The following is a 23,524-nucleotide window of genomic DNA, read 5'->3' as shown; positions in this document are numbered from 1 at the left end:
AGCACTCCCCGTAATCTTGGTTTCGGGGGAGTGTTTAACCCATCAGGCCGGCTGCGCAACCGGGCGCACGACCGGCTTTTCGACGATCGGCAGGTTGATCAGCGCCGACAGCACGCCGAACAGCACCGACAGCCACCAGATCGGCGTGTAGGAACCATACTGCTCGAACACGACGCCGCCCAGCCAGACCCCGAGGAAACCGCCCACCTGGTGGCTGACGAAGGCGAAGCCATAAAGCGTGGAGAACCAGCGGGTGCCGAACATCAGCGCAACCAGCGCCGAGGTCGGAGGCACGCTCGAGAGCCACAGCAGCCCCGAGACCGCACCGAATGCAATCGCCGAGAACGGCGTGACAGGGAACGAGATGAAGGCCACGGTCGCCAGCGCGCGCGAAAAGTAGATCACCGAGAGCAAATAGCGCTTCGGAAAGAAGTTCTGCAGCCAGCCGACGCTGAGCGAGCCCACGATGTTGAACAGGCCGATCGCCGCAACCACCCAGCCGCCGGTGGTCGCCGGAATGCCGCGGTCGGCCAGATAGGCCGGCAGATGGATGGTGATGAAGGCAAGCTGGAAGCCGCAGGTGAAGAAGCCGAGCACCAGCAGCACGTAGGAGCGATGGCCGAAGGCTTCGGCGAGCGCGGTCTTGAACGACTGTTGGTCGGCGGCCGACACCTCGCCGGCCTCGGCGGGCGGCGTCGCAAGCGCGAGTGAGAGCGGCACGATCAACAGCATCAGCGCGCTGAACACGACGAGCGCGGTCTGCCAGCCGAAATTGTCGATCATCGCAACACCGAACGGCGCGAACAGGAACTGACCAAACGAACCGGCGGCGGTGCCGGCGCCCAGCGCGATGCCGCGCTTCTCCGGCGGCAACAGCTTGCTGAACGCGGCCAGCACCAGATTGAACGACGAGCCCGACAGGCCGAAGCCGATCAGCACCCCGGCGCTGATGTCGAGCGACAATGAGCTGGTCGAGTAACGCATCAGCAGCAGGCCGGCGGCGTACAGCAAGGCGCCGACGACCATGACGCGCAGCAGGCCGAACCGGTCGGCAATGGCGCCTGCGATCGGCTGGCCGAGCCCCCACAACAGGTTCTGCAGCGCGATGGCAAGGCCGAACACGTCGCGGCCCCAGGCGAATTCGCGGCCCATCGGCTGCACGAAGAAGCCGAGGCTGGAGCGCGGGCCGAAACTCAGCAGCGCGATCGCACAGCCGCAGACGATGATGACGAGCGGTGTGCGCCAGGTGGTGCCCGATGTCGGTCGGAGATCCCCGCTGGTAACGGCCATCTTGTCTTCCCCCGCAACTGCTGCGGGGGAACCGCCCCGCGAAACATTGCCGGGAGTTAATGCATCTGCATGGAAAGCCCAAGAGGCGGCGGAGAAAAATATTCGCTCGCAAGGCAGCTCTGCGAAATATGCGACGGTCATTCCGGGTCCTGGTCCTACGGGCCATCCCGGAATGACGTCGCGAGATTACGACGCGGTTGAGCACAGCTCCGAATATTGCGGCGACTCAGGCCGAATGGCAGGGGAACGTCGTCTCCTCCTTCCCCCTGAAAGGCGGAAGGTCGGGATGGGGGTCAGCCACACACATCGCTGCTCATGGAGAGACCAGATCCCCACCCGCTTTGCTCTGACGAGCAAAGCGACCTCCCCTTTTCAAGGGGAGGTTAGGTTGGCACCTATCGCCTGGCGCTCGCCTGCTCGGCCGAGCTCTGGGCGGCCTCGGCGAGCTGCGCCGAGATCTTGGCGGTCTCGGCCGGATTGCCCCAGCTCGGCGCGTCGCTGCCGTCGCCCCAGGCGCGCGGGCGATAGAAGGTGTGGACGCCGAACTTGTACGTCTTCTTCATTTCACTGACCCAGGACGGCCGCACCCAATAGGCGTGGTAATGGGTCGAGCGATCGACTTCCGGCAGCCACAATTTGCCGTCGAGGATCGCCTTCGAGATCTTCTTCGCGCGGTCCCACATGTCGGGCTCGCGGACCACGTCGGGGATGTTGTCGCAGGCGAAGGTGAACTGGCAGGCGTAGTGGCGGTTCTTGTTCTGGTAGACCACGCCGCACACCGTCTCCGGATATTTGCCGGAGAAGGCGCGGTTCAGCACCACCTGGGCGACCGCGATCTGGCCGCGCACCGCTTCGCCGCGCGCCTCGAAATAGACCGCCTCGGCGAGGCACTTCTCCGACTTGGCGCGCGATTTCTCGTCGAACAGGCCGAGCCGTTCCGCCGGCGTCTTGGTGTGCTGGTCGTCGGCGTTGACCTCGCCCTTCGGCGCGATGCTCTCGCCCATCTCGCCCGCCTTCACCGGGCCGTCGGCATCGACCGGCAGTGACGCCATCACCTTCAGGTCGGGATCGGGCTGCGCTGCCGGCACCACGACAACCGGCGCCTCGCCGGGCTGCCAGCGCTCGAGATTTTCGGGCGTGCCGAGCGACGAGCCGAAGAACAGGCTGGCGGTCTTGAATGCAAACGGGTCGCGCTCGTGCGTTGCATCGGCAGGCGGCGCAGCAGCAGGCTTCGCGGGCACAGGCTTCAGATCGTCGAGCGGGCTGGCCTCAAGCGACATCGACACGTCGTATTGCTGCGGCGACGGCTTCACGTATTGCGGCAACGGCGGCGCACGCAGCGCCTCCTGCAATTCGGGATCAAGCGGCGCGTTGTCGGCCGGCGCGGTCGCGGTCTTCATGCCCTTGACCGACGAATTCGATGTCGCGGGATCCTCGTTCGCCGGAGCCGGGTTCGCGGGCTGTGCAGGATCGACCTGGTCAGGCCGCCCGACGACGAGACGATCGCCCTTCAGGGTGCGATCGACCTTGGGAAAATCCGATGCCTGGTAGCGCGGTGGCGGCGCAGCGATCGGATTGCGCGTCACGGTGCCGGTGATGTCGGCGCTCGGACTGTCCAGCCTTGCGAGCAGGATTTGCGGATCCTGCGGCGCGGATGTTCCGATCGGACGGCCGAAGCTGTAGGTCGCGACCTGGATGGAGCCGACCGCGGAGGCGAAGACGCGCTTCTGCCAGCGCTCGGCGACGCCGGGCTGCCGGGCCAAAAGCGAAGCAATATCCTGATATCCGAGCTCGGTCGGCATCAGTGCGAAGATGCCAAGACCGAGACCGAAGAGCGCAAGACGTGCGCCCTTCGGCTGGTTACGCGACACAAACATCGTACGCTCACGCAACGCTTACTGAGTGCAATCGAACGCGGTACATCCGCGCAATTCGACCTTTCTCGTTGCTAACTTGTTTAGGTTGCCGCGGAGTTAATCGGCGTTGCACGCGCGCTACACTCAAGCGATCGCGCATCCGAGGCGCGCTGCATCAGGCGCCTTGGTAAATGCGCGGCGCATGAAAGTCGTAAACACCGGGTCAACGAAGATGGTGAACAAAGTGTTGCAGGCGTCGACCGCCAATGCACCGTCGTTGCGAGCGAAGCGAAGCAATCCATCGCACCGCACATGCGGGTCGATGGATTGCTTCATCGCTATCGCTTCTCGCAATGACGGTGCTTGCTAAAGCGCGATGAGATCAGGTTGAAGCGTCATCGCGCTTTAGCTTCTTGTTTGAGCATGATCTTTTCGGAAAACCGCTTCACACTTTTCCGGATCATGCTTTAGGTGCAACGACAAACAAATGGCCGGGACTTGGTCCCGGCCATTGCACTCTCTGAGCCGACTGATCGCTCACGCCTGGCTGGCGATCTCCTTGCCGAGCGCGGCCTGGGCAGCGGCAAGACGCGCGATCGGCACGCGATAGGGCGAGCAGGAGACGTAATCGAGCCCGACCTCGTGGCAGAACGCGACCGACGCCGGATCGCCGCCATGCTCGCCGCAGATGCCGACCTTGAGGTTCGGCCGCGTCTTGCGGCCCCGCGTCACGCCGATCCTGACCAGCTCGCCGACGCCGTCGCGATCGACCGAGATGAACGGATCGATCTCGAGAATGCCCTTGGCGACGTAGGTGCCGAGGAAGCTCGCAGCGTCGTCGCGGCTGATGCCGTAGGTGGTCTGCGTCAGGTCGTTGGTGCCGAAGGAGAAGAACTCCGCGGTTTGTGCGATCTCGCCCGCCATCAGGCAGGCGCGCGGCAGCTCGATCATGGTGCCGACCTGGTAGGTCAGTTTGACGCCGGTTTCCTTCATCACCGCGTTGGCGGTCGCATCGATCCGCGCCTTGACCAGATCGAACTCGGCCTTGGTCGCGATCAGCGGCACCATCACCTCGAGGCCGACTGGCTTGCCGGTGCGCTTGCCGGCTTCGACAGCCGCCTCGAAGATCGCGCGCGCCTGCATCTCGGCGATCTCCGGATAGGCGATCGCGAGACGGCAGCCGCGGAAGCCGAGCATCGGGTTGAACTCGGACAGTTCGCGGGCGCGGTCGGCGAGCTTGCGCGGATCGGTGTTCATGGCGCGCGCCACTTCCTCGATCTCGGCCTGGGTGTGCGGCAGGAACTCGTGCAACGGCGGATCGAGCAGGCGAATCGTGACGGGCAGGCCCTTCATGATCTCGAACAGCTCGACGAAGTCGGCGCGCTGCATCGGCAGCAGCTTCGACAGCGCGGCGCGGCGCGATTGCTCGTCCTCGGAGAGGATCATCTCGCGTACGGTGCGGATGCGGGTCTCCTCGAAGAACATGTGCTCGGTGCGGCAGAGGCCGATGCCTTCGGCGCCGAACTTCACCGCGGTGCGCGCGTCGTCGGGCGTGTCGCCGTTGACGCGGACACCGAGCTTGCGGACCTCGTCGGCCCAGCCCATCAGCGTGCCGAACTCACCGGACAGCTCCGGCTCGATCATCGGCATGCGGCCGGCCAGCACCTGCCCGACCGAGCCGTCGATGGTGATGACGTCGCCGGTCTTGAAGGTGCGCGAGCCGATGCTCATGGTGCCGCGGCCGTAGTCGACACGAATGGTGCCGCAGCCGGAGACGCAGGGCTTGCCCATGCCGCGCGCGACCACCGCCGCATGCGACGTCATGCCGCCGCGGGTGGTCAGGATGCCTTCCGCGGCGTGCATGCCGTGGATGTCTTCCGGGCTGGTCTCGATGCGGACCAGGATCACCTTACGTCCGTCGGCCTGCAGCTTGGCCGCTTCGTCCGACGAGAACACGATCTCGCCGGAGGCAGCACCAGGCGACGCCGGCAGGCCGGTCGCGATCACGTCGCGCTTGGCGGCGGGATCGATGGTCGGGTGCAGCAGCTGGTCCAGCGACGCCGGATCGATCCGCGTCACCGCGTCCTTGCGCGAGATCAGGCCTTCATTGGCGAGCTCGACCGCGATGCGCAGCGCCGCCTTGGCGGTGCGCTTGCCGCCGCGGGTCTGCAGCATCCACAGCTTGCCCTGCTCGACCGTGAACTCCATGTCCTGCATGTCGCGGTAGTGCTTCTCGAGCAGCGTGTAGATCCGCGTCAGCTCCTTGAACGCGGCCGGCATCGCGGCTTCCATCGACAGCTTGTCGGAGCCGGATTCCTGGCGCGCCTCTTCGGTGATGTCCTGCGGCGTGCGGATGCCGGCGACGACGTCCTCGCCCTGGGCGTTGATCAGGAACTCGCCGTACAGCTTGCTCTCGCCGGTCGAGGGGTTGCGGGTGAAGGCGACGCCGGTCGCCGACGTCTCGCCCATGTTGCCGAACACCATCGCCTGCACGTTGACCGCGGTGCCCCAGGATTCCGGGATGTCGTGCAGCTTGCGGTAGGTCACCGCGCGCGCGTTCATCCAGGATGAGAACACGGCACCGATCGCGCCCCACAGCTGGTCGTGCGGATCCTGCGGGAAGTCGTGGCCGGTCTCCTTGGCGACCGCTTCCTTGTACTTGCCGACCAGCTCGACCCAGTCGTCGCCGGTGAGGTCGGTGTCGAGCGAGTAGCCCTGGCCGTCCTTGAAGGTGTCGAGGATGTCCTCGAAGTGATGATGCTCGAAGCCGAGCACCACGTCCGAATACATCGTGATGAAGCGCCGATAGCTGTCATAGGCGAAGCGGCGGTCGCCGGAGAGCTCTGCGAGCGCTTCGACCGTGCGGTCGTTGAGGCCGAGATTGAGCACGGTGTCCATCATGCCCGGCATCGAGGCGCGCGCGCCCGAGCGGACCGAGACCAGCAGCGGGTTCTTGGCGTCGCCGAAGGTCTTGCCGGTCAGCTTGCCGACATAGTCGAGCGCCTTTTCAACCTGTGCCTTCAACTCCTTCGGATACGTCTTGTCGTGGTCGTAAAAGTAGGTGCAGACCGAGGTCGGGAGGGTGAAGCCGGGAGGCACCGGCAGGCCGAGATTGGCCATTTCCGCGAGATTGGCGCCCTTGCCGCCGAGCAGATTGCGCAAGGTCGCCTGGCCCTCGGCCTTGCCGTCGCCGAAGGTATAGACCCACTTGCCGGCCTTGATCGCTGGCGGAGCCGCCTTTTTCGCAGCGGTGACGGCCTTGGCCGGCGCCTTGCTGGCAGGCTTTGCAGCCGGCTTCAGAGCCGATTTGGCGGCGGGCTTTGCAGCCGGCTTCGGGGCGCTCTTCTTCAGCGCCTTGCGCGCCGGAGCGGCCTTCCGGGCCGGTGCCGAGGACTTTGATTTCGCTGCGGTTTTCTCGGCAGTTTTCTTGGACTTCGCGACGGCTTTGGCCATGTCAGACAACAATCCGAAAAGAGGGGTCGAAGATGCGCGCCTTACACCATTTTGGGGGGTTCCGCGCAAGCCGCGAAACCCCGCTTTCCCGCTACAGGTGCAGCCAGCGCAGCAGGCCCATCCCCACGAGCCCGACGAAGATCAGGTAGATCGCGACGATGTAGTTGAGCAGCCGCGGCATGATCAGGATCAGGATGCCTGCAATCAGAGCGACAATGTGCGGCAAATGCCCAGCGGTGATGACCATTGAAGAGTTCTCCGGCGGTTTTTTGGAGGAGCGAATCGAGCGGCAGTTTATCCGCTGCGGGGGTTTCCACATCAAGACGTCCGTCACGGCCTGAGAGTTCCCGCAACTCACGAAAATTGCTCCAAAATGCCGCGTATGTGGCGGCGGTTTTTCCGGAACATCGCCACACCAGATGCATTGGCTCGCCGTGCGCATCGGCGAAGGTCGGCGCGTGCGTCAAAAGAATGGAGCGAGCCATGCGAAACAGAATACTTGCCGTTGCAGCGGTTGCTGCTGCGATCACGGTGCCGGCTGTTGCCGCACAGGCCCAGACCGTCGGCGTTGTCCGCGGTGGCCCGCCGGTTGCAGTCGAGGATGACGAAGGCATTGCGGTCGAGCAGCGCCCGGCATTCCGCGAATACATCGTGCGCGAGCGCGTGCCGAACTACGCCGTTCCGGATCGCGTCGTGGTCGGCACCGTGCTGCCGGATGCCGGCGTAACGTATTACGACGTGCCGCAACGGTTCGGCGCGACGCCCTATCGCTACACCGTCGTGAATGGCGAGACCGTTCTGGTCGAGCCGCGTTCGCGGCGGATCGTTCAGGTCGTCGAGTAGCTCAACTCAGCACGATCGCCTGAACGAACAGTCCGGGCGCCGCGCAAGCGGATGTGCGCGCAGATCGACCGGACCAGAAAGCCCCGCCCGGCCTCCCCTCCGGGCGGGGCTCTTCGGTTCTAAAGCATGATGAGATTAGGTTGAGCTGGAACGGCGTCGAAAGTTCACCTCTCCCTTTGGGAGAGGTCGATTTGCGCAGCAAATCGGGTGAGGGGTTAGGGTTTATCGAGAGAGCAAGCGCCCTCACCCGGATTGCACCGGACGATGCTTCGCATCGCCGAGAGCAATCCGACCTCTCCCCGACGGGGAGAGGTCAACCGAAAGCCCGGCAAGCCGATTCAACCAAAATTCATCCCGCTCTAGTGTCGCACCAAATTACGATTTCAGGATCGAGAGCAGCGTCGAGGTCGACTTGTAGCTCTTGATCGCCGCGTCCTGGAAATCCTGCGTCCAGTTGGCCGCCTGGCGTTCCTCAGCGCTCATCGAGGAATATTGCTTGAGGATGCCGAGGCTGAACTGGCGCGGATCGCCGGCGGACTGGCTCTGCTTCAGCGCATCGAGCACCGCAAGACGGGTCCGCGTGTTGAGTTCCTGCTTGGCCGCGAAGATCTCCTCGCCTGAAAACTTCTTGTCCTGGTTCAACGAGATCGCCGACAGCGAGCGGTTGTCGAGCGAGGACAGATCGGCGAGCTGCCCGGTCTTGCGGCGGGAATCGTAGACCAGTTCCTTGCCGCTCTTCCCCGCCTCGCTCTTCTGCCGATCGAGGAAGGCGCGCGCATCGCTCGCCACGCTGCCGAAATCGCGTGGCTTACCCGTCGTGGGAGACGTGGTTCCGGCCAGCGCCGCCGCGACCGGGTCGCCTGAAATTCCAGCCGGCGCCTTGTTCGGATCCTGCTGCGTCGCCTGATAGCCCTTCAGCACCGCGGCGCGCTGGCTGGCCCAGGTTGCGGTTGCCTTTTCCTCATCGCTGGCGCCGTCGAGATAGTCGAGCGCGGACTTGTAGCTGACGCCGTAGTCGCCGGTCAGGCGCGTGGTCGCAAGCGATGGCGCCAAGGCCTTGTCGAAGCGCTGCTTCAGCTCGGCAGCGGCGACCGCCTGCTCGTCCGGCGTGAACTTGCCGCCATTGTTGGTCGAGATCGCAAACAGTGATCGGCGATCCAGTGTCGAGAGATCGATCGTGGTCTTGCCGTCGACGATCGGCTTCTTCACCCCCGCGACCGTGTAGAGCCGGTCGAGCGTGACGCGCGCGTCATTGGTGACGGTCGCAAAATCCGGCAGCGGCGCCTTGGCAAGCTGCGCGCGGGCGGCGTCCGACAGCGTGAGGTTGGTTGCAGCGCTCGATGTCGCGGACGCCGACAGGTCGCCGGCGGTACCGTCGCCTGACAAGGTCGCCGCCAGCGAGGGCGTCGCGGCGGCCCGTGCGTAGGCCGAACCGTATTGGGCGTAAGGATTGGGCGTGGTGCCGATCGAGGTCATCGGAGAGGTCCCTGCATTGGCGCGAGGGGCGATTTCTTAAGAAATCGTTGACTCGCCAGGACCCTCGCAGGGCATGGTTAATAAATTGCGAATTGTTTCGAAATATTTCTGGCGCGACGCATCTCGCGGCGGTGGCCGTTTACCTGTCGACGACCCAAGCGTGGCGGCGCTGGGTAAAGACCGATTGCGACGGCGCGGGAAAATCCGGGTCCGCGAAGGCGCCGACCGCAACGCCGATCAGATCCGGCGCGCGACCGGGCTCCCAATAGACCGACGATCCGCAATTCGGGCAGAAATGAAACACCACCGCAGACCCGCTGCCGCCGATGCGGCTGTATTCGCGCGCCTCGCCCTGCGGCTCGACATCGGCACGCGGAAAGAACGCGGCGACGCCATAGGTGCTGCCGGTCCGCTTCTGGCACTCCAGGCAGTGACACAGCGATATCGTGAGGGGCTCGCCCTGACAGGTGATGCGGAGCTGTCCGCAGGCGCATGTCGCGAGCCGCGCCATCACCGCCTGCCCTTGCTGGCGACCAGCCGGTGAATGACCTTGCCGGACGAGGCGCTGACGACTTCCGCGTCGAGCAGCAATTCGGCCGCCGCAAGTTCAGCCCGCACCAGCGCCGTATCGAAGGCTGCATAGAGCCGGCCATGCGCATCGCGCGCATCGTCACCTGCGGTGACGCGCCAGCTCAGATAGAAGATGCCGCCGAGCTTCACGAGTTCGAACATGCGGCGCACCGACGGCGCGATCAGCGCGGGATCGAGATGCATGATCACGGTCTCGCAGAGCACATTGTCGAAAGTGTTGGCGGCGATGCCGGACAGCTCGGGCAATTCGGCGCGCACAAAGCGCAGCGCCGGGTAGCGGGCGCGGGCTTCCGTGAGCAGGCCCTCGGAGGCATCAAAGCCTTCGGCCGGAAAGCCATTGGCATTGAGCCACGCCACCTCGCGGCCGCTGCCGCAGCCGATATCGGCTGTCACGCCGCCCTTGATGAAGAATTGCCCGACGGTCTCTTGCAGGTCGACCGGCGCCGGCTGCTCGTGCCAGTCCTGCGCAAACGCCGCCGCATCCTTGTCGTAAGCGGCGAGCGTCGCGCGGTCCATCGGTCAGCCCTCGATCCGGGAGAAATCCGCCACCGCGCGCGTTGCGGCGCGGATCTCGTTGAGCAGCTTCAGGCGGTTTTCGCGCACCTTCGGGTCGTCGTCGTTGACCTTGACCTTGTCGAAGAACGCGTCGACCGCCGGACGCAGCTTGGCCATCGCGCTCATCGCGGCGGCGAAGTCTTCCTTGGCGACGGCGGCGGAGGCCTCGGCTTTCACCTGGTCGATCGCCGCAGCCAGCGTCTTCTCTTCCTCGAGCTTGTAGAGCGCGGCGTCGGGCGCGCCGTCGAACGTACGCTTGTCCTTCTTCTCCTCGATCGCGAGGATGTTGCTGGCGCGTTTTGTGCCCGCAAGCAGGTTCTTGCCGTCGTCGCTGTCGAGGAATTTGCCGAGCGCCTCGACGCGGCGGACGACGAGCAGAAGATCGTCCTGGCCGCCGAGCGAGAACACGGCGTCGACCAGGTCGTGCCGCGCGCCCTGGTCGCGGAGCTGGACCTTCAGACGGTCGGCGAAGAAGGAAAGGAGGTCGATCGCCACGACTGGAACCGTCTCCCCTTTCCACGGTGTTGATATGTGGCCTAGTACAGGCTTCGCCAATTGCTTGTACATTCTGGCAGCATGCTTACCCGGCGTCGTAGCAAGGCTGATACGTAAATTGTTCTCAATGACAAGTCTGATGACACCCAATGCCGCACGTCGAAGTGCATAAGGGTCCTTCGAGCCCGTCGGCTTCTCGTCGATGGCCCAGAAGGCTACCAGCGTATCCAGCTTGTCAGCGAGAGCTACCGCGACGCTAACCCGATCGGTCGGCACCCGATCGGTCGGCCCCTGCGGCTTCCAATGTTCCTCGCTTGCCGCTGCGACAGACGCATCCTCGCCTTGAGCCAGCGCGTAGTACTTGCCCATCAGGCCCTGCAACTCGGGGAATTCGCCGACGACTTCGGTCAGCAAGTCCGCTTTCGCCAGGCGCGCGGCGCGCCTGGTCGTGTCGACGTCGGCGCCGATGAGCAATGCGATCTCGGCGGCAAGCTGCTCGATGCGCTTGATCCGCTCCGCCTGGGTGCCGATATCTTCATGGAACACAATCTGCTCGAACTTCGGCAGCCGGTCCTCGAGCCTGGTCTTGAGGTCGGTCTCGTAGAAGAATTTTGCGTCGGACAGCCGTGGGCGGATCACGCGCTCATTGCCGGCGACGATGGTCTTGCCGCCGTCGGGCGCCTCGATGTTGGCGGTCAGCACGAACTTGTTGGTCAATTTCCCGGTCTTGGGATCCTTGACCACGAAGCACTTCTGGTTGTTGCGGATGGTGGCGCGGATCACTTCATCCGGGATCGACAAGAATTCCTTCTCGAACGATCCCATCATCACGACCGGCCATTCGACGAGGCCGGAGACCTCGTCGAGCAGCACCTGGTCCTCGACCAGCTCGAGGCCCTGCGCGAACGCCAGCTCCTTGGCGTCCTCGAGGATGATGTCCTTGCGCGCCTGCGGATCGAGGATCACCTTGGCGGCCTTCAGCTTGGCCTCGTAGTCCTCGAAGCGGCGCACGCTGATCGCACCCGGCGCCATGAAGCGATGGCCATAGGTGGTCTGCCCGGCCTCGATGCCGTCGACCGAGAATTTCACGATGTCGGGCTCCTCGGTCTCCAGACCGAAGGTCGCGGTGATGGCGTGCAGCGGGCGCACCCAGGTCAGCGAGCCTGATTTCGCCGAGCGCGCGCCCCAGCGCATCGATTTCGGCCAGGGGAAGGTGCGGATGATCACCGGGATCATTTCCGCGACGACGTCGATCGCGGCGCGGCCGGGCTTTTCGATCAGCGCGATGTAGAAATCGCCCTTCTTCGGATCGGTCTGGATCTTGGCCTCGCTGATCGAGGACAGGCCGGTGGCCTTCAGGAAGCCCTGGATCGCGGGCTCGGGTCCGCCGACGCGCGGGCCGCGGCGCTCGTCCTTCAGGTCGGGCTGGCGCGCCGGAATGCCGTGCACGGTGAGCGCCAGCCGGCGCGGGGTTGCGAACGCCTTGGCGCCCTCATAGACGAGGCCTTCGGCGACGAGCTTGTCGGTCACCATGCGGCGCAAATCGTCCGCCGCCTTGGCCTGCATGCGCGCGGGGATTTCTTCGGAGAACAGTTCGAGGAGGAGATCCGGCATCAGACCGCCCTGCCCGTTTCGGTGTGGATCCATGCCTCGCCGCAGGCCTTGGCCAAGTCGCGCACGCGCGCGATATAGCTTTGCCGCTCCGTCACCGAGATGACGCCGCGGGCGTCGAGCAGGTTGAACACGTGGCTCGCCTTGATGCACTGGTCGTAGGCCGGCAAGGCCATCAGATGTTCCTTCGAATTGCTTCCCTCGCGCCAGCCGGCGGCGAGATATTTGCGGCAGGCCTCTTCCGCCATCCTGAACTGCTCGAACAGCATCGCGGTGTCGGCGTACTCGAAATTGTGCCGTGAATATTCCTGCTCGGCCTGCAGGAAGACGTCGCCATAGGTGACCTTCTCGGCGCCCTCGCGGCCGTTGAAATTGAGGTCGTAGACGCGGTCGACGCCCTGCACATACATCGCGAGCCGCTCGAGCCCGTAAGTGAGTTCGCCCGCGACCGGCGCGCATTCGACGCCGGCGACCTGCTGGAAGTAGGTGAACTGCGACACCTCCATGCCGTCGCACCAGCATTCCCACCCCAACCCCCAGGCGCCCAGCGTCGGGCTCTCCCAGTCGTCCTCGACGAAGCGGATGTCATGGACGGCGGCATCGATGCCGATCGCGGCCAGCGACTTCAGGTACAGGTCCTGAAGGTTCGGCGGCGACGGCTTCATGATCACCTGGAACTGGTAGTAGTGCTGCAGCCGGTTGGGGTTTTCGCCGTAGCGGCCGTCCTTTGGCCGACGCGAAGGCTGCACATAGGCCGCGTTCCAGGGCTTCGGGCCCAGCGCGCGCAGCGTGGTCGCGGGATGGAAGGTGCCGGCGCCCATTTCCATGTCGTAGGGCTGCAGGATGACGCAACCCTGCTCGGCCCAGAATCGCTGGAGAGCCAGGATGAAGCCCTGGAACGAACGTTCCGGGCGCATGTGGTCAGGCAGGGCGTCCATCGTCTCTACAGGTCTCGCGAGGGGGTTTTGAAGCGCGCGGGACCGTATCGGCGGCGGCCAATGGAATCAAGGCGATGCCGGAAATCCGGCAACGCCAATTTGCGGGACTTAAAGCCTGCTAGCCCGGGCGATAGGCCCCGGTCACGGGGTCGCGGCGCAGGGTCTTGATCTCGCTCGCGCGTGTGGGCTCGGCCATGCGGGACAATCGCGCCTCTTCCAGTTCCTGGTTGATCCGGACGGCCGTCTTGTAAGCCCAGCGGACCACGGCCAGGCCACCCAGAACGCCTGCGAATGCAATCAGCGGCGGCATCGGTCGATCCTTGTCGTTCACGTCTGTCAGGCCCCCAATAAAAGGTATTCTCGCGCAACCCGGTCTGCGCCGCAATCGCCGTTTTGGGGCTAAATGGCGCGCTCAAATCCCCGTGTTCACAACCCGAATCGGGCCCAGATCGCCCTTGTCTCGACCGCCGAGATCAGGTCGTCCGGCAGGGTCGCTAGTCCGTCCAGCGCCGCCATCGAGCCCGCGCCCGGCGCCCGCCGGCCGAGCAGGCTGGACAGCATCCCGCTTGCCGGAGCGATCACCGGGGTCAGCACCTTCTCGCCATAGCGGGCCCGCAACGTCGCGCGCAGGTCGCCGATCCCATCGGCAAGCCCGAGCCCGATCGCGGTTTCACCTGCCCAGTATTCGCCGGTGAACAGCATGTCGTCGGCAGCTTTGAGACGGCTGCCTCGGCTCTGCTTCACCAGGGTAATGAAAGTGGCGTGGATTTCGCGCTGGATCGCCTTGAGGCGGGCGACGTCATCGGGATTCTCGGGAAGGAACGGATCGAGCATCGCCTTGTGGCTGCCGGCCGTGTAGAGCCTGCGCTCGACCCCGATCTTCTTGATCGCCTCCTGAAAACCGAAGCTGCCGCCGACCACCCCGATCGAGCCCAGAATCGAGGACGGGTCGCAATAGATCTCGTCGCCGGCGCAGGCGATCATATAGCCGCCGGAGGCCGCGACATCCTCCGCGAACACCAGCACCGGCAGCTTCTTCTCGGCGGCCAGTTGCCGGATGCGCAGATAGATCTGCCGCGACTGCACCGGGGAGCCGCCCGGCGAATTGATCACCAGCGCCACCGCCTTGGCATTCCGGGTGTCAAAGGCGCGCTCCAGCATCTTGGCGACGCCCGAGAGCGTCAAGCCGGGCCGCAGCGGCGTCACCGCTCCGATCACGCCTGACAGCCGCACCACCGGCACGACAGCAATGCCGGGCCTGAACCGCGCCGGAAGCATTCCCTGCACGCGTTCGAGCCATCCCGAACGTCCTCCAGAATGCGCTCCGGAATGTCCTTGGCGATCACTTGTTTGTTCATTCATGCCGTTACCTCGAATTAACCACTTTTTATCACGCCAGTGTCATTGGATTTCGTGGAACGCGTTTTGCATTTTGTCATTGGGGCTGCAACGCGCGGGCGGAGAGGAAACCATGAAGATCTACCTCCTGATTTTGCTGATCGGTACGCTCCTCACGGCGATCCACTTCACATCCAGGCCTGAACGCCAGTCGGAAACGGCCCCGCAGTGATTTAGTGCCAGTACGACGCGGGCAGAATCCCTGCCCGTCAACGCCGCGCCAACGGCAATTCTCCCTTTCCAGCCAAGACCTCCTGCACCCATTTATTGGGCACACCTGACTCTTCATTGAGCAATAGCGCGGCATGCAGCCGAGTCGGCGCCCGGCCGCCCTTGGTGGCCCGCACCAGGATTCGGATCGCCGGCGAGGCCGCGTCGCCGTGAACCGGCAGGATCTCGAGGCTGCCGAAGCCGCGATCCAGCGCGGCCAGCACCTCGGCAATTCCGTCGGCCCGCCAGATCATCGCAAGCTGCCCGTTCGACTTGAGGATCCGCCGCGCCACATGAACCCAGCTAGCCAGCGTGGTCGCGGTCGCGACATGGGCGCGCTCGCGCACGCCGTCCGGCGAGGCGCGGTGCCTTGAGGGATCGTTGAACGGCGGGTTCATCAGCACGACGTCGGCGCTGTCGGGCGTGAGGCCAAAATCATCGAAGGCGGAGGCGCCGGCCTCGACATCGAGCACGATCACCTCGGCCATGATCGCGTTGGCGACGGCGTTATTCCGGGCAAGCTCGGCCAATGCCGGGTCGATTTCGACCAGAACCAGATCGATCCCGCTGACCCGCCGCGCCACCGCCAGCCCGGCGGCGCCGACGCCGGAGCCGAGATCGACGACGCGGTCGCCTGATCGGGCCGGCGTCGCCGCGGCCAGCAGGATCGCGTCATGGCCGGCGCGATGGCCGCTGCGCGGCTGCCGCAGCCGCAATTGCCCGCCGAGAAATCCGTCTTCGGTGATCTCAGCGGCCGGAGACTGGTTTTTTGACGCGTTTTCTTCACGCGAACCGGGGCCAACTTCGTTTGAAAACGCTCTACTCATCGGCCCGCAATTCGTGGCCGAGGCCGGCATCGGTCAGGAGCTGGCGGGCCTCGTGGTTGTCGTCCTCGTGCACCAGGATCCGCCGCGGCAGCACGCCGAGCGAGCCCTCGATGATGCTCATGTTCTGGTCCAGCACCAGATGATGGATGTTAGCGCTGTCGAGCAGCGCGCCGACGGCGGAGACCAGCACCACGTCATTGGTCCGTACCAATTCCCGCAAGATCCACTCTCCTCTCCGCCCGGCTGTGCGGCCAATGCGTCACATGTCAACAACTTCGTGGCCTTGCCGCTGCACCGCGCAGTTTCTATTGTTATAGCTGAGGATAGTGCGAATTCGGCAAAATTGGAGACCAGCGTGGCGGTTATTGTACCCTTCGAAAGCCCGTCCAATGCTTCGATCGACGGGCTGGTGGGACTTGTCGCCGCTGACATGGAGCGCGTCAACGCGACCATCCTTTCGCGGACCGGCTCCGAAGTCACCATGATCCCCGAGGTCGCCAATCATTTGATCTCCTCCGGTGGCAAGCGGCTGCGCCCGATGCTGACCCTGGCGATGGCCCAGCTCGCCGACTACACAGGCGACGGCCATATCAAGCTCGCCGCCGCGGTCGAGTTCATGCACACCGCGACCCTGCTGCATGACGACGTGGTCGACGAGAGCGAGCTGCGCCGCGGCAAATTGTCCGCGCGGATGCTGTGGGGCAACGAGGCCAGCGTGCTGGTCGGCGACTTCCTGCTCGGCCAGGCGTTCCGGATGATGGTCGAGGTCGGCTCGCTGCGCGCGCTCGATATTCTCTCCGCGGCCGCCGCCACCATCGCCGAGGGCGAGGTGATGCAGCTTGCCGCCGCCAAGAACACCGCGACCACCGAGGACGAGTATCTCGCCGTGATCCGTGGCAAGACCGCGGAGCTGTTCGCCGCCGCTTGCGAGGTCGGTCCCGTGATCGCCAACCGGCCCAAGGCCGAGCAGACCGCCTGCCGCTCGGTCGGCATGAATCTCGGCATCGCCTTCCAGCTCGTCGACGACGTGCTCGACTATGGCGGCAAATCCGCAAAACTCGGCAAGAATGTCGGCGACGATTTCCGCGAGGGCAAGATCACGCTGCCGGTGGTGCTCGCCTTCCGCCGCGGCAACGACACCGAGCGCCAGTTCTGGATTCGCGCACTGGAGCGCGGCGAGATCGGCGCGGCCGATCTCGATCACGCGATCGGGCTGATGACCAAGCACCGCGCGCTGGAGGACACCATCAGCCGCGCCCACCACTACGGCGCAATGGCGGTCGACGCACTGGCGCTGTTCCCGTCCTCGCCGATGAAGACGGCGCTGGAACAGGTCGTGGCGTTCTGCCTCGCAAGATCGCACTGAGTAGACCCTGCAATCACCGCGCATCATAGACGGTGTCGTCCCTGGGAAAGCAGGGACCTATACGCCGCGGCAAGAGTTGTGAACGGCAGTCGTCGTTCCGAAGTGTTCAAACAATAGCCACTTGTGGTTATGGGTCCCTGCTTTCGCAGGGACGACAGCCAATGTGTTGCACGATCTGCGAGCCACACCATCGCATTCTCGCGACATGATACGACCGGCTCGAACGTTCGGCGCGCCCGCGACCTTCAGCTACAGGTCCTGCACGCGGTCGAGCACGGCGTTGAAAACGGCTCCGGGAATACGCACCCGCTCATCGCGATCAAGCGCACCGAGTTCATCGACGTGAGCATCAGGCTCACGACTGACGATTGCCAGCCGGTCGAACAAGGCGAGATCGAGTTCGCTGTCCTGCATGCGCATGGCGCCCCAAACGTCCCACGGCAGCATCTCGCGATTGTTCAGAGCGGCGATGTCGCGGACAAGATTGCCCGCAATGAACCAGAGCCCGTGCATGTCGAGGATGCCGAAGGCGCGCGGATCATGACTCCCGGCACGACAGAGCGACCAGGCATCGCCCGCGACCAGGAACTGATCCCGTGGTACATCCGCCGCATCGAACCCGATCCCGAACAGCTCACGCTGGCGATCGTCGATCTGGGCATCGAACATTACCCAGCATTTCCGTTCTTCGTTCCAGTACTCCGTCACCCAATGGTCGAGGTATTTTCGCGCTTCGAAATAGGCGCCGAACCCGCAACGGGCACGTGCCGGAATGCCCTGCGTACGCAACATCGCCACGTGAAGCAGCGTGAAGTGCCTGCACACACCGACCTGGCGCTCGTTGACGGCACGCGCCACGGCGAGCGGCCGCGCGTCGCGCGTCACGATTTCATCCAGCATTGTCTCGACGGCGCGGACCTGCGATTGCGCGTGCTGGTCGCCGCCGAGCGTAACCCCATAGGCCGGAGCGATGTGCTGATGGATCAGCACACCCTGCACGGTCGTCGCAAGCGCGCCGGCGCCCCGCGGCAGGCCATCGAATAGAGGCGCGTGACGCCCCGGATCGCTCATGGCAACCGGTCTTTCGTATCTGTCGACCTTCATCTGAAAGGTCTCCCGCACCTCTCGCCTCCCGCGCAACCACCACACCGGCCGCTACTCCTCCACCGGCACCCAGATCTCGAGCCCGCCGTTACCGCTGTTCTTGTCGAACTTTTCGTCGTAGCGCTCGAAGTTCGGCGCGTCCGCGACCTTCATGCCGGACTGCGGCAGCCAGCGATTCCAGATCGTGTTGACGGTGCGGCGAATGGTCGAGATGTGGTCGGCGTGGGTGAACACCCCGTATTTCCGCGCGGGGATCCGGACCCGCGCGAACTCGCGCGGCAGGTCGGAGAAATCGGCGACCTCGACTCCTGCGATGTAGTCGAAATTGCCGGCATCGTCGCCGTTGCAGCAGACACCATAGGCAACGTCACCGACCTGGCGGGGAATATGCGCGCATTGCTGGTGGAAGCCATGCCACTGGTTCGGGATGCCGGCCGTGCTGTCATTGGCGTGGTTGTAGCGCTCCCCGACACCGGCGACGAGAAAGGTCTTGCCGGTCGCGATGCGTGGCGGATCGATGTGATCGAGAGCGGTCGAGATCATGGTGATCGGCTCCTGAAGCTTGAGCTTGGTCAGGCACGTCGTCGCGCGCACCGTCTCCGGCGTGACGCCGAAATGGTCGCGAAACGCGCGGGTGAACGCCTCGTGGGAGCCGTAATCCGCATCCAGCGCCAGCGTGAGAATGTCGGGCGCACCGGCCGCGAGCTCGCGCGCGGCCTCGCTGAGGCGGCGCGCCCGCACGTAGCGCATCACCGAAAACCCGGTCGCCTCCGCGAACGCCCGCACCAGATGGAAGCGCGAGACCCCGGCAACGACCGCGATATCATCGAGCGTCAGCGAGGTGCGCAGGTGGCTTTCGATGTACCAGAGCGCCTTCTGGGCTGGATTCATGGACGACGGCCTTCCTGCAATGCTCGGGCATCATGCATGGCTGCCGCCCGCGGCATTTGACAGTCCTTGCTGCGCGGCGGCGAAACTATGATTCCGCTCTGCGAAATTTTACCGCAAAGCCGTCGCTGGCAACACCGCTGCAATCGTGCATACTCGCAGTTGCATCGATCCGACGGCTCACCAAGCTGCCCGAAAATCAAGACTGCACGAGCCGCGGCCAGCATGTCAGGGAGGACAATGATGCACCACCAACGCCTGAGCTATGTCAACTGCGTCAAGTCTGCGGCGCTTGCGGGGCTTTTGACGATCGCCGTCGTCAGCGCAGCCAACGCCCAGAAGAAGTACGATCCGGGCGCGACCGACACCGAGATCAAGGTCGGCAACATCATGCCCTATTCGGGCCCGGCATCCGCCTATGCCACGATCGGCAAGACGGAAGCGGCCTATTTCACCAAGCTCAACAGCGAGGGCGGCATCAACGGCCGCAAGATCAACTTCGTCTCCTACGACGACGGCTATAGCCCGCCGAAGATGGTCGAGCAGGCCCGCAAGCTGGTCGAGAGCGACGAGGTGCTGTTGATCTTCAACCCGCTGGGCACGCCGGGCAACACCGCGATCCAGAAATACATGAACGCCAAGAAAGTGCCGCAGCTGTTCGTCTCCACCGGCGCCGCCAAGTGGAACGATCCGAAGAACTTTCCGTGGACCATGGGCTGGCAGCCGAGCTACCAGGTCGAGGCGCGCATCTATGCCAAATACATCCTGCAGAAATATCCCGGCAAGACCATCGGCGTGCTCTACCAGAACGACGATTTCGGCAAGGACTATCTGATCGGCCTGCATGAGGGGCTCGGCGACGCGGCCAAGAAACTGATCGTCGTCGAATCCTCCTACGAGACCACGTCGCCGACGGTGGATTCGCAGATCGTGCAGATCAAGGGCGCCAATCCCGACATCTTCGTCAACATCGCGACGCCGAAGTTCGCGGCGCAGGCGATCAAGAAGGCCGCCGAGCTCGATTGGCATCCGGTCCAGTTCCTGACCAACGTCTCCGTCTCGATCGGCGGCGTGATGAAGCCGGCCGGCTATGAGGCGAGCCAGGACATCCTGTCGACCCAGTATCTGAAGGATCCCGCGGATCACGAGTGGAAGAACGATCCAGCCATGAACGAGTGGCGCGCCTTCATGACCAAGTGGTATCCCGAGGGCGACCAGAACGACGCCTCGACCGTGTTCGGTTACGGCGTCGCCAAGGGGCTCGAGCAGGTGTTGCGGCAATGCGGCGACAACCTCACCCGCGAGAACCTGATGAAGCAGGCGGCCAGCCTCAACTTCGAGATCGGCATCTATCTGCCCGGCACCAAGATCAAGACCGGGCCGGACGACTATGCACCGATCGAGCAGTTGCAGATGATGCGCTTCAAGGGCGAGAGCTGGGAGCGGTTCGGCCCCGTCATGAGCGGCGAGAAGAGTTCGTAGCAGCCTTCTCCACAGTTTTCGGATTTCGTGATGCCCGGCGCCACGCCGGGCATCCACGTCTTCGACACGATTCACGAGCAAGATTTGTCACGAGCAACGCTTGCCACAAGCAAGGGCTGCGATGGCTGGAACCCAGGCGAGCCGAAGCGACGCCGTCCAGGCTGCCGCGTCCGGCCCTCACGAACTCCAGGGACACCCTGCTACATCCTGCGATCGGAAGGACAACAACAATGAAAATCACCGACGTCCGCGCCCACCATATCCGCATTCCCTATGACGCAGGCCCTGCGAGCTTCCGCCAGGGCGCTTCCGCGATCTCGGCGCTCGACATGGTGCTGGTCGAGATTTCGACCGATGCCGGCCTGACCGGCTGGGGCGATGCCTTCGCCTATGTCTGCCCGAAGACGAGTTGCGCGGCGGTGGCCGAGATGATCGCACCGGAGGCCCGCGGCCTCGAGGTGCCCGACGCGGCCAGCATTCCCGCCGCGATGGAGCAGATCCAGCGCAATCTGCATCTGTTCGGCCGCTACGGCATCACGATGTTTGCGATCTCGGCGCTCGACATCGCGCTGTGGGACCTCGCCGGCAAGGTGAAGGGCGTGCCGCTGCATCAATTGATCGGCGGCGCCAAGCGCAGCACGATTCCGGCCTATGCGAGCCTGATGCGGATCGGCAATCCGACGCACATCGCCGCCGAATGCAGGAAGGCGATCAAGCTCGGTTACGCCGCGATCAAGCTGCACGAGACCACCGTGCCGGCCGTTGCTGCGGCGCGCGAAGCGATCGGCCCCGGCGTGCCGCTGATGGTCGACATGAATTGTCCGCTGGATGGACCGGCGGCGATCCAGTTCGCCCGCGACTGCAAGCAGGCCGCGCCGATGTTCCTGGAGGAGCCGGTCTGGCCGCCGGAGGATTTTGCAACGCTCGCGGAGGTGCGGAGAGAAGGCCGGCTCGATATCGCCGCCGGCGAGAACGCCTGCACGGTGCATCAATTCCGCCAGATGATGACCGCGGGCGCGGTCAGTCACGCGCAGCCGTCGGTGATCAAGGTCGGCGGCGTCACCGAATTCCTGCGCGTGGCGGTGCTCGCCGACGAGTTCGGCGTCCAGGTGATTCCGCATTCGCCCTATTTCGGGCCGGGCTTCCTTGCCACGCTGCACCTGATGGCGATCCGCGACGAAGGCCTGATCGAAGTGTTCTTCATGAAGCGCCCCGCCTGCCTGTGGGGCGACCGCATCGACGTCGACGCCCGTGGCCAGGTCGCCGTGCCGCAGGGCCCCGGGCTCGGCTACGAGCCGGATCGCGACGTGATGGAGACGTATCGGGTGGCGTAGGCCGACGGTCCCTCCAACCCGTCATTGCGAGCGAAGCGAAGCAATCCATGGTGTCGTGTGTGGCGGGATGGATTGCTTCGTCGCTTCGCTCCTCGCAATGACGCCCCCTATTTCGTCCCGTCCTTCGTTGCCGGCGTCGCATCCTTCGCCGGCGGCACGTCGGCTTTCTTCTTCATATCCTCGGTCAGCTTGACCTGCGCCGCCTGCAAATCGGTGACGAGCTTCTGCAAGCCCGCGATTGTGCTCTTCAGGCTCTCGATCTGCCGGTTGGCGGCGTCGAGCTTCTGCTGGTGATCCGATGTGAGCTTGCCGATCGTCTTCTGCAGAAAATCGACATTGCTCTGCAGGCAGCTGGTGCGCCGCTCCATCGTCTTCTCGACGGTGCAGATCTCGATACCGGGAACGTCCTGCGCATGCGCGGTTCCGACGACGCAGAGTGCGAGCGGCACGAGCAAGGCAACAACGAAACGCGCGATCATCGACATCCCCAATCACATGCGTCATTCACAGTTTTGTGCTCGCGACGCTGAAAGCCAGGCACACATACCACACTGAAACCGCATTCGAGCGGTGTGCTTGACCCATTACGGGGACTACTCGTGGGGACGGGGCCTTCGGAACTTGTTTGGTTCGACCCCTTTTGGCTCGACCTTGGGCAGTGGAGACAGATCGTATGGCTACGCGCGAAAAACGGCTGGCGCAATTCGACGGCAATGGTGAACCTTCGCCGGAACAACGCGTGGAAGTGCTTTGCGAGGATCACAGCGGAACGTATCAGCTGCCGTTCGCCTGCCGCTTCATCGACGGCCAGTGGCGCAATGACACAACCGGCGGCGCGCTGGAGGTCAATGTCATCGCCTGGCGCATGCCGCGTGTGAAGCAGGCGGGCATGGCCTGAGGGGCGTTTGGCGCGCTGTTTCAAAACGCGACGCGCACGCGGCGCGTTTTAAGATTTGGAACGCGGATGGAACGAACCGCGTCCGAATCACTGATGGAGCGACGTACTCCGTTGTTCACGGCTAGATGTGGTCATCATCCCGAGGCGGCGCACCACATACAGAAGCATGACGATCGGCCGCAGCCAGCGGCCGACGACAAAGGTTAATTCCTCCGCGGACGACATTTGCGGTCCCTCCTCGCGATCATTTCCACGGCGTCACCGGCGGCACGGTCTCGGTCGCAGGCGGCACATCCACGGTCTTGAAATCGGCGGGGCTGACGATCTCGAGGTATTCCATGTCCTTCGAGTAATCGAACAGATAGTGGGTGATGCCGGGCCGCTGATGGATCACGTCGCCGGCCTCGACCAGCGTCTCCTTGTCCTCATACATGAAGCGCGCCCAGCCCTTGGTCATGATGACGATCTGAAAATCGCACAGATGCTTGTGCCAGCCGGTGCCCTCTTCCGGCGGCAGGTCGGGATTGGCCTTGACCAGATGGCAGATCACCTGCCCGCCGGTGGCATCGGCGATGCCGAGATCGCGATACAGGAAGAAGTCGCGCAGACCTCCGCCCTTGAACTCGGTGTCACCGGGTTTGACGTGGGAGAATTTGCTGACGATGGCGTGCTGGTTCATTTCAAGCCTCCACGGTTCTCGTGTTCGCGAAATCGCGGCGCGGCTCAGCGTCCAAATTTTCGGCAGCGTCGCATCGTCGCGGTCACAGCTCGCTTGTTGCTATGCGAAATCCTTGCCAGCCCGGTTGTGCTGCGGCGATCGGTCCCGCCATGCGCTGATATCGCCGCGAAGCATTTGGCGCGAGGCACATATTTGCGTTCGGCGGCTGCCGGGCGCGCCCGCCGCACGCT

23 protein-coding genes are annotated in these 23,524 nt (G+C 64.3%); 5 read left to right on the top strand and 18 right to left on the bottom strand.

Features of this window, described 5'->3' with window-relative positions:
• Positions 1–42 precede the first annotated feature (42 nt).
• From HAP47_RS11870 to HAP47_RS11850, 5 genes are all read right to left on the bottom strand, one after another.
• The gene (locus HAP47_RS11870) at positions 43–1,290 is read right to left on the bottom strand and encodes an MFS transporter (protein WP_173638085.1); all 1,248 of its coding nucleotides are present in this window, start codon (positions 1,288–1,290) and stop codon (positions 43–45) included.
• Positions 1,291–1,685: 395 nt separating this feature from the next.
• Positions 1,686–3,167, bottom strand: a complete 1,482-nt coding sequence (locus HAP47_RS11865; protein WP_173638086.1) for a cell wall hydrolase — start codon at positions 3,165–3,167, stop codon at positions 1,686–1,688.
• Positions 3,168–3,290: 123 nt separating this feature from the next.
• Positions 3,291–3,482 carry a hypothetical protein gene (locus HAP47_RS11860; protein WP_173638087.1) on the bottom strand — a complete coding sequence of 64 codons (192 nt, stop codon included), beginning with the start codon at positions 3,480–3,482 and terminating at the stop codon, positions 3,291–3,293.
• A gap of 201 nt (positions 3,483–3,683) precedes the next feature.
• Positions 3,684–6,599 (bottom strand): pyruvate, phosphate dikinase, encoded by a 2,916-nt coding sequence (gene ppdK / locus HAP47_RS11855; protein ID WP_173638088.1) that lies wholly within the window; start codon positions 6,597–6,599, stop codon positions 3,684–3,686.
• A gap of 91 nt (positions 6,600–6,690) precedes the next feature.
• Entirely contained in the window at positions 6,691–6,846 is a 156-nt protein-coding gene (locus HAP47_RS11850) for a DUF3096 domain-containing protein (protein WP_084518327.1), read from the bottom strand.
• Between the two features lie 236 nt (positions 6,847–7,082).
• On the opposite strand from HAP47_RS11850, the gene HAP47_RS11845 reads away from it, so the two are divergent.
• The gene (locus tag HAP47_RS11845; protein ID WP_173638089.1) at positions 7,083–7,442 is read left to right on the top strand and encodes a DUF1236 domain-containing protein; all 360 of its coding nucleotides are present in this window, start codon (positions 7,083–7,085) and stop codon (positions 7,440–7,442) included.
• A 375-nt stretch (positions 7,443–7,817) separates the two neighbouring features.
• On the opposite strand, the gene HAP47_RS11840 is transcribed toward HAP47_RS11845, so the two are convergent.
• The 9 genes from HAP47_RS11840 to HAP47_RS11800 form a co-directional block, all read right to left on the bottom strand.
• A complete protein-coding gene (locus tag HAP47_RS11840) occupies positions 7,818–8,918 on the bottom strand; it encodes a hypothetical protein (RefSeq protein WP_173638090.1) in 1,101 nt (366 codons plus the stop codon).
• A 139-nt stretch (positions 8,919–9,057) separates the two neighbouring features.
• On the bottom strand, positions 9,058–9,429 hold the full coding sequence (locus tag HAP47_RS11835; protein WP_173638091.1) for a GFA family protein: 372 nt from the start codon (positions 9,427–9,429) through the stop codon (positions 9,058–9,060).
• Positions 9,429–10,025 (bottom strand): class I SAM-dependent methyltransferase, encoded by a 597-nt coding sequence (locus tag HAP47_RS11830; protein ID WP_173638092.1) that lies wholly within the window; start codon positions 10,023–10,025, stop codon positions 9,429–9,431. Before HAP47_RS11830 ends, HAP47_RS11835 begins: the two co-directional genes overlap by 1 nt.
• A 3-nt stretch (positions 10,026–10,028) precedes the next feature.
• Positions 10,029–12,173 carry a glycine--tRNA ligase subunit beta gene (glyS, locus tag HAP47_RS11825; protein ID WP_173638093.1) on the bottom strand — a complete coding sequence of 715 codons (2,145 nt, stop codon included), beginning with the start codon at positions 12,171–12,173 and terminating at the stop codon, positions 10,029–10,031.
• A complete protein-coding gene (locus HAP47_RS11820) occupies positions 12,173–13,108 on the bottom strand; it encodes a glycine--tRNA ligase subunit alpha (RefSeq protein ID WP_173638094.1) in 936 nt (311 codons plus the stop codon). The genes glyS and HAP47_RS11820 overlap by 1 nt, the downstream gene beginning before the upstream one ends.
• A 118-nt stretch (positions 13,109–13,226) precedes the next feature.
• Positions 13,227–13,418, bottom strand: coding sequence for a hypothetical protein (locus HAP47_RS11815; RefSeq protein WP_173640537.1), 192 nt, complete (start codon positions 13,416–13,418; stop codon positions 13,227–13,229).
• Between the two features lie 116 nt (positions 13,419–13,534).
• Complete coding sequence (locus HAP47_RS11810; RefSeq protein WP_371821759.1) at positions 13,535–14,470, bottom strand: S49 family peptidase; 936 nt, start codon at positions 14,468–14,470, stop codon at positions 13,535–13,537.
• 245 nt (positions 14,471–14,715) lie between these two features.
• Positions 14,716–15,543 carry a tRNA1(Val) (adenine(37)-N6)-methyltransferase gene (locus tag HAP47_RS11805; protein ID WP_231168843.1) on the bottom strand — a complete coding sequence of 276 codons (828 nt, stop codon included), beginning with the start codon at positions 15,541–15,543 and terminating at the stop codon, positions 14,716–14,718.
• On the bottom strand, positions 15,536–15,763 hold the full coding sequence (locus tag HAP47_RS11800) for a putative signal transducing protein (RefSeq protein WP_173638095.1): 228 nt from the start codon (positions 15,761–15,763) through the stop codon (positions 15,536–15,538). Before HAP47_RS11800 ends, HAP47_RS11805 begins: the two co-directional genes overlap by 8 nt.
• A gap of 135 nt (positions 15,764–15,898) precedes the next feature.
• Between HAP47_RS11800 and HAP47_RS11795 the strand changes: the two genes are divergently transcribed.
• On the top strand, positions 15,899–16,909 hold the full coding sequence (locus HAP47_RS11795) for a polyprenyl synthetase family protein (RefSeq protein WP_173638096.1): 1,011 nt from the start codon (positions 15,899–15,901) through the stop codon (positions 16,907–16,909).
• Positions 16,910–17,158: 249 nt separating this feature from the next.
• Here the strand turns inward: HAP47_RS11795 and HAP47_RS11790 are convergent, their stop codons facing one another.
• Together HAP47_RS11790 and HAP47_RS11785 are read right to left on the bottom strand one after the other, a co-directional pair.
• Positions 17,159–17,908: a transglutaminase-like domain-containing protein gene (locus tag HAP47_RS11790; protein WP_231168842.1), complete on the bottom strand. Its 750-nt coding sequence runs from the start codon at positions 17,906–17,908 to the stop codon at positions 17,159–17,161.
• Between the two features lie 156 nt (positions 17,909–18,064).
• Positions 18,065–18,904, bottom strand: coding sequence for an AraC family transcriptional regulator (locus HAP47_RS11785; protein ID WP_173638098.1), 840 nt, complete (start codon positions 18,902–18,904; stop codon positions 18,065–18,067).
• 237 nt (positions 18,905–19,141) lie between these two features.
• Between HAP47_RS11785 and HAP47_RS11780 the strand changes: the two genes are divergently transcribed.
• Both HAP47_RS11780 and HAP47_RS11775 read left to right on the top strand, forming a co-directional pair.
• A complete protein-coding gene (locus HAP47_RS11780) occupies positions 19,142–20,383 on the top strand; it encodes an ABC transporter substrate-binding protein (protein WP_173638099.1) in 1,242 nt (413 codons plus the stop codon).
• Positions 20,384–20,613: 230 nt separating this feature from the next.
• Entirely contained in the window at positions 20,614–21,717 is a 1,104-nt protein-coding gene (locus tag HAP47_RS11775) for a mandelate racemase/muconate lactonizing enzyme family protein (RefSeq protein ID WP_173638100.1), read from the top strand.
• A 107-nt stretch (positions 21,718–21,824) separates the two neighbouring features.
• Here the strand turns inward: HAP47_RS11775 and HAP47_RS11770 are convergent, their stop codons facing one another.
• On the bottom strand, positions 21,825–22,196 hold the full coding sequence (locus HAP47_RS11770) for a hypothetical protein (protein WP_173638101.1): 372 nt from the start codon (positions 22,194–22,196) through the stop codon (positions 21,825–21,827).
• 194 nt (positions 22,197–22,390) lie between these two features.
• Between HAP47_RS11770 and HAP47_RS11765 the strand changes: the two genes are divergently transcribed.
• Positions 22,391–22,615, top strand: coding sequence for a hypothetical protein (locus HAP47_RS11765; RefSeq protein ID WP_029079022.1), 225 nt, complete (start codon positions 22,391–22,393; stop codon positions 22,613–22,615).
• A gap of 244 nt (positions 22,616–22,859) precedes the next feature.
• On the opposite strand, the gene HAP47_RS11760 is transcribed toward HAP47_RS11765, so the two are convergent.
• The gene (locus HAP47_RS11760) at positions 22,860–23,294 is read right to left on the bottom strand and encodes a cupin domain-containing protein (protein ID WP_173638102.1); all 435 of its coding nucleotides are present in this window, start codon (positions 23,292–23,294) and stop codon (positions 22,860–22,862) included.
• Positions 23,295–23,524 lie beyond the last annotated feature (230 nt).

The sequence above is a fragment of the Bradyrhizobium sp. 41S5 genome (assembly GCF_011516665.3).
GTDB lineage: Bacteria > Pseudomonadota > Alphaproteobacteria > Rhizobiales > Xanthobacteraceae > Bradyrhizobium > Bradyrhizobium quebecense.
This window is presented reverse-complemented; position numbering and strand designations above follow the sequence as displayed.

Excerpts from the sequence above, each read along its gene's own strand:
- HAP47_RS11760 (WP_173638102.1), bottom strand. The coding sequence starts at position 23,294 with ATGAACCAGCACGCCATCGTCAGCAAATTCTCCCACGTCAAACCCGGT.
- HAP47_RS11870 (WP_173638085.1), bottom strand. The coding sequence starts at position 1,290 with ATGGCCGTTACCAGCGGGGATCTCCGACCGACATCGGGCACCACCTGG.
- HAP47_RS11775 (WP_173638100.1), top strand. The coding sequence starts at position 20,614 with ATGAAAATCACCGACGTCCGCGCCCACCATATCCGCATTCCCTATGAC.
- HAP47_RS11820 (WP_173638094.1), bottom strand. The coding sequence starts at position 13,108 with ATGGACGCCCTGCCTGACCACATGCGCCCGGAACGTTCGTTCCAGGGC.
- HAP47_RS11770 (WP_173638101.1), bottom strand. The coding sequence starts at position 22,196 with ATGATCGCGCGTTTCGTTGTTGCCTTGCTCGTGCCGCTCGCACTCTGC.
- ppdK (WP_173638088.1), bottom strand. The coding sequence starts at position 6,599 with ATGGCCAAAGCCGTCGCGAAGTCCAAGAAAACTGCCGAGAAAACCGCA.
- HAP47_RS11865 (WP_173638086.1), bottom strand. The coding sequence starts at position 3,167 with ATGTTTGTGTCGCGTAACCAGCCGAAGGGCGCACGTCTTGCGCTCTTC.
- HAP47_RS11815 (WP_173640537.1), bottom strand. The coding sequence starts at position 13,418 with ATGCCGCCGCTGATTGCATTCGCAGGCGTTCTGGGTGGCCTGGCCGTG.
- HAP47_RS11850 (WP_084518327.1), bottom strand. The coding sequence starts at position 6,846 with ATGGTCATCACCGCTGGGCATTTGCCGCACATTGTCGCTCTGATTGCA.
- HAP47_RS11810 (WP_371821759.1), bottom strand. The coding sequence starts at position 14,470 with ATGAATGAACAAACAAGTGATCGCCAAGGACATTCCGGAGCGCATTCT.
- HAP47_RS11765 (WP_029079022.1), top strand. The coding sequence starts at position 22,391 with ATGGCTACGCGCGAAAAACGGCTGGCGCAATTCGACGGCAATGGTGAA.
- HAP47_RS11785 (WP_173638098.1), bottom strand. The coding sequence starts at position 18,904 with ATGAATCCAGCCCAGAAGGCGCTCTGGTACATCGAAAGCCACCTGCGC.
- HAP47_RS11805 (WP_231168843.1), bottom strand. The coding sequence starts at position 15,543 with ATGAGTAGAGCGTTTTCAAACGAAGTTGGCCCCGGTTCGCGTGAAGAA.
- glyS (WP_173638093.1), bottom strand. The coding sequence starts at position 12,173 with ATGCCGGATCTCCTCCTCGAACTGTTCTCCGAAGAAATCCCCGCGCGC.
- HAP47_RS11840 (WP_173638090.1), bottom strand. The coding sequence starts at position 8,918 with ATGACCTCGATCGGCACCACGCCCAATCCTTACGCCCAATACGGTTCG.
- HAP47_RS11835 (WP_173638091.1), bottom strand. The coding sequence starts at position 9,429 with ATGGCGCGGCTCGCGACATGCGCCTGCGGACAGCTCCGCATCACCTGT.
- HAP47_RS11780 (WP_173638099.1), top strand. The coding sequence starts at position 19,142 with ATGATGCACCACCAACGCCTGAGCTATGTCAACTGCGTCAAGTCTGCG.
- HAP47_RS11830 (WP_173638092.1), bottom strand. The coding sequence starts at position 10,025 with ATGGACCGCGCGACGCTCGCCGCTTACGACAAGGATGCGGCGGCGTTT.
- HAP47_RS11860 (WP_173638087.1), bottom strand. The coding sequence starts at position 3,482 with ATGAAGCAATCCATCGACCCGCATGTGCGGTGCGATGGATTGCTTCGC.
- HAP47_RS11845 (WP_173638089.1), top strand. The coding sequence starts at position 7,083 with ATGCGAAACAGAATACTTGCCGTTGCAGCGGTTGCTGCTGCGATCACG.